The organism is Salinibacter sp. (assembly GCF_036626415.1).
Taxonomy (GTDB): Bacteria; Bacteroidota; Rhodothermia; order Rhodothermales; family Salinibacteraceae; genus Salinibacter.
In genome coordinates this window covers 1-4,038 of the sequence record NZ_JAZKRW010000190.1, presented here as the reverse complement: position 1 = coordinate 4,038, position 4,038 = coordinate 1, and the positions used below count along the sequence as shown (strand labels likewise).

Here is a 4,038-nt window from a genome sequence, read left to right as displayed (position 1 = left end):
CGAATGGACCACACTCCGGGGGTCAGTGAAGACGATGCCGCCTCCAGCGCAGGATTCGTCGAGCGCAGCGGGGCCTTCGTCGGGCAAGTGTGGGGGGGCTGGCCATTTACCGACCGGACTTCGGGGTTCGTCGATCCGTCCCGGCACCTGTACGCGATGTCGGCTAGTGTGTGGGGTGCTTAGTCTCCCATCACGAGCGCCCCGGTTTCCATGCCCCTGCCTCGCTGCGTCCTCGGCCGCATTCTTGCCTCGATCGTCCTCCCGGGCGTCCTCCTGTCCGTCACCGGCCCCGCGGCGCCCGCCCAGGCCCAGCAGGCCCAAATGCGACCCGACACGGCATCGGCCCCGGTCTCCACCGTGCTCGACACGGCGACCGCCGCAAACGCCCCGCCGCAGCCCGTTCCCCTCCCGCCCCTCTCGGTCGTCGTCGAGTACGCTCGCGAGAATGCCCCCAAACTGGCCGTGCAGGAGGCCATCGTTGCGCGAAGCCGGCACGAGGTGGAGCGGACCAAGAAACGCTGGATGGAGGGCGTGACCGTCGGCGCGAGTTCATCGTACGGCTCCTTCGGCAATAGCGTCGTGGACGCCGTCGAGATTGGGCAGCGCCTGGAAGTGGGCATCAAGGTGTCGCTGTTCGACCTGCTGGGGCGGGACGCCTCAGTGGGCGTATTTCGGGAGCGCCTCGAAGCGGCGAAGCGGCAGCGCCGGGTGCTGGCCGAGGCGGTGCGCAAGCAGGTGATTGAACGGTACTACGCCGCGAAGCAGGCCCGCGAACTGACGGTGGTCCAGAGCCGCGGCTACACGTCGACCCAGACCCAGCTCCAGATGGCGGAGGCGTCGTTTCGACAAGGGACGCTGTCGGTGGACAAGCTCTCGCGCGTGACGGAGGTGGCGGCGAAGGCCGAGGCCCGCTTTCGCAAGGCCCGCCTGAGGTACAAAAAGGCGTACGATCAACTCGAACGGCTAATTGGGACCAGCCTAGGCGAGCTCCAAGGGGCTGACCTCCAGCAGGCCACGGTGACGTCCCCCGATGCTTCTGAGTCCCGCTAGATCACGTCTCTAACGGACGGAACCCATGCCCTCACTCTCGCAGCCGACATTGGGAGATGCGCACCAGGAATGGTGGAGACGCGCGCTTCGCCTCGTCCTGGTGGGCGGAGCCGCCGTCGGGTTGGGCGGGCTGTGTGCCTGGCTGGGCCTGCTGGGCCCGGTCCTGCTGGTGGGCCTCGTGGGCGGCATTGCAGTCTCCGCGATCGTGTTTGGCGCGCCGCGGCTCGGGTTTTGGGCCACCCTCGTCGTGGCCATCGTCGGGCTTGGCGTCAAGCGCTACGTGCCCGTTCCCATGGGCCTGACGGTGGATGTCCTCCTCACGCTCACGTGGATCGGGCTCGTGGTGCCGGTTGCCGGCCGTCTTGACTGGCACAAGGCCAACCGTCCGGCGGTCTGGGGCGCGCTGCTCTGGATGGGATACGTCACGTTTCAGCTCCTGAACCCCGAGGCCGTCAGCCACCTCGCGTGGGTCTATGCCATGCGCGGGGTCGGGCTGCACTTTGCGCTCGTCGTTCCCCTGGTCCTGCTCCTGCTGGACCGCCGGCGCGACCTCGACTGGTTCCTCACGATCTGGTTCGTTCTCTCAATCCTGGGCACGCTCAACGGCCTGCGGCAAAAGTTCATCGGCCTGGACCCGTTCGAGTGGCAGTGGCTGCGCAGCGGCGCCGCCGTGCAGCACATCCTGTTCGGCAAGCTCCGGATTTTTTCCTTCTTCAGCGACGCCGGACAGTTCGGCGCCGCGCAGGGCCACGTCGCCGTGGTGGCTGGGATCATGACCATCGGGCGGGATCTCTCGTGGCGCCGGCGCCTGTTCTACGGCCTCGTGGCCCTCTGCGGCGTCATCGGCCTCTTCATTTCGGGCACCCGTGGGGCGATGGCAGTGCCCTTCTTCGGAGGGGTGACGTATCTGGTCCTCAGCAAAAACTGGCGCGCCATCCTCCTGGGCGTGGCGGCGATGGCGATGGCGTACGGCTTCTTCATGTACACCTCGATCGGGAGCAGCGTCTACCAGATTCAGCGCTTCCGAGACGCCCTCCAGCGCGGCAGCGACACCCCGTCGATGCAGGTGCGCCTGCGCAATCAGGCCCGCCTGGCCCGCTACATGAAGGCCGACCCCGTGCGCTACGCGATCGGCGGCGGTATCGGAAGCGTGGGCAGCTGGGGCCGGCGCTTCAGCCCGGGCACGTGGCTCGCCCAGTTCCCGCCCGACAGTTGGTACGTCCGCCTCTGGGCCGAGACCGGCACGGTGGGACTGGGGCTGTACCTCGGCCTTTGGATCCTGCTGATGGGATACGGGGCCGTGCTCGTGTGGCGCGTCGAGGACCCGCAGCTGCGGCAGGCCCTGATTGGGCTTCACGCCGGCATCATGGGCATCCTGATGGCCAGCTACGGCAATCAGGTGCTCGGCCAGTTGCCGACGGGCATCCTCGTGTACGCCAGCCTCGCCTATCTGTCGATGGCGCCCCGCCTGGCAGATGACCCTCCATCCTCCCAATCGGAAGAGGCCGACCCGACGCCCTCAACGATACCCTCTGCCTGACGCTTTCCTCCTCACGATTTTCCCGTTGCACACGCGCCATGTCTCCCCACCCATCCTCGGCGTCTCCCCCGACGCCCGCTTCGACCGATCATTGCCCTTCGTTCCTGGTGATCGGCGCCGGCAAATCCGGCACGACCTCCGTCTGGCGCGCCCTCGACCAGCACCCGGAGGTGTTTATGAGCTCGGTGAAGGAGCCGAACTTTTTCGCGCTGAAAGGCGAGGATCTGGCCCCCGACGCCGACGATCCGGAGCGCATGCACCACTACCCGGACGCCGTCACGACCTGGGCCGACTACCAGGCCCTCTTCGATGAGGCCCCCGACGGGACGGTGACCGGGGAAGCCTCCCCCATGTACCTCTACGACGAGCGGGCCCCGGCCAACATTGCCCACCACCTGGGGACGGACGTTCGCCTCGTGGCGTTTTTGCGCCAGCCGGCCGAGCGCCTCTTCTCGCGGTGGCAGCACCTGGTAGCAGAGGGATACCCCCCGTCCGGCCGGTTTCGGGACGCCCTCGACCGCTCATCGGTCTGGTGGCGGCGCCCCGACCTTGTGCCCGAAGGGTTCTACGGTGCCCATCTGCAGCGCTACCTGGATCGGTTTCCCCGATCGCAGATCAAGGTGTTTCTGTTCGAGGACCTTGTCCACCGGCCCCAGGAAACGATGGCGGCGCTGTACCGCTTCCTCGGGGTCGATCCCGCCTTTCGCCCCGACACGACGCCGCGCAACAGCTCCCACCGCCTGCAGCATCCGGCCCTGGCGTGGCTTCTGGGCCGACACGGGGGGCTGAAGGCGGCGCTCGCGGCGGCGCTGCCCGAGGTGTGGAGCCGCCTGCGCCAATCCCCCACAGCCCAGCGTCTGCTGGCAACGGTTCGTCGCCGCCTGGGACACAAGGAGTCGCTTTCCGACGACCTGCGCCGGCGCATCACCCACGAGATCTACGGCGACGACCTGCGCCACCTCGGCACCTTACTGGATCGCTCAATCGACCACTGGTTTTCACCGGCCCCCGAAACGGGGTAAGATCCCGCATCCCTCTACACAGTCTCATCCACAGCCAATCTCTCTACACCATGTTTACGCTCGCCACCTCTTCCTTCTCACCGACAAGTGCCCCCAGCGCCTCCCTGCTTCTCGTGGACGACGACCCGGTCATGCAGTCCTTCGTGTCGCGCCTGCTGGCGCCCGACTACGACGTGGCCGTCGTCGGAGAGGCCGAGGCCGCCATCGAGCGCCTGCGCCAGCACCGCCCCGACACCATCCTGCTCGACCTCAACCTCCCCGAGACCGACGGGCACGCCCTGCTGGAGCGGCTCCAGTCGAGCGACGACTTGGAGGAGATTCCCGTGATGGTGCTCTCCGGCCGCGACGGGAGCGACGAGCGCGTCACCTCGCTTCGTCTCGGCGCCCAGGACCACCTCAACAAGCCGTTCAATCCGGAGGAGCTCC

5 protein-coding genes are annotated in these 4,038 nt (G+C 67.5%); all 5 read left to right on the top strand.

Features of this window, described 5'->3' with window-relative positions; all coding sequences use genetic code 11:
• Nucleotides 1-183: hypothetical protein (locus V5A20_RS13420; protein WP_332327570.1), on the top strand; the 183-nt coding region annotated here is incomplete at its 5' end.
• A 27-nt stretch (nt 184-210) separates the two neighbouring features.
• Nucleotides 211-1,050 carry a TolC family protein gene (locus tag V5A20_RS13415; protein WP_332316498.1) on the top strand — a complete coding sequence of 280 codons (840 nt, stop codon included), beginning with the start codon at nt 211-213 and terminating at the stop codon, nt 1,048-1,050.
• A 25-nt stretch (nt 1,051-1,075) separates the two neighbouring features.
• Nucleotides 1,076-2,590 carry an O-antigen ligase family protein gene (locus V5A20_RS13410; RefSeq protein WP_332316497.1) on the top strand — a complete coding sequence of 505 codons (1,515 nt, stop codon included), beginning with the start codon at nt 1,076-1,078 and terminating at the stop codon, nt 2,588-2,590.
• Nucleotides 2,591-2,628: 38 nt separating this feature from the next.
• Nucleotides 2,629-3,612 carry a sulfotransferase gene (locus tag V5A20_RS13405; RefSeq protein ID WP_332327569.1) on the top strand — a complete coding sequence of 328 codons (984 nt, stop codon included), beginning with the start codon at nt 2,629-2,631 and terminating at the stop codon, nt 3,610-3,612.
• Between the two features lie 50 nt (nt 3,613-3,662).
• Nucleotides 3,663-4,038 (top strand): response regulator (locus V5A20_RS13400; protein ID WP_332316495.1); only part of this gene is annotated, 376 nt, incomplete at its 3' end.

Coding starts and splice junctions, on each gene's coding strand:
- V5A20_RS13415 (WP_332316498.1), top strand. CDS start 211: ATGCCCCTGCCTCGCTGCGTCCTCGGCCGCATTCTTGCCTCGATCGTC.
- V5A20_RS13410 (WP_332316497.1), top strand. CDS start 1,076: ATGCCCTCACTCTCGCAGCCGACATTGGGAGATGCGCACCAGGAATGG.
- V5A20_RS13405 (WP_332327569.1), top strand. CDS start 2,629: ATGTCTCCCCACCCATCCTCGGCGTCTCCCCCGACGCCCGCTTCGACC.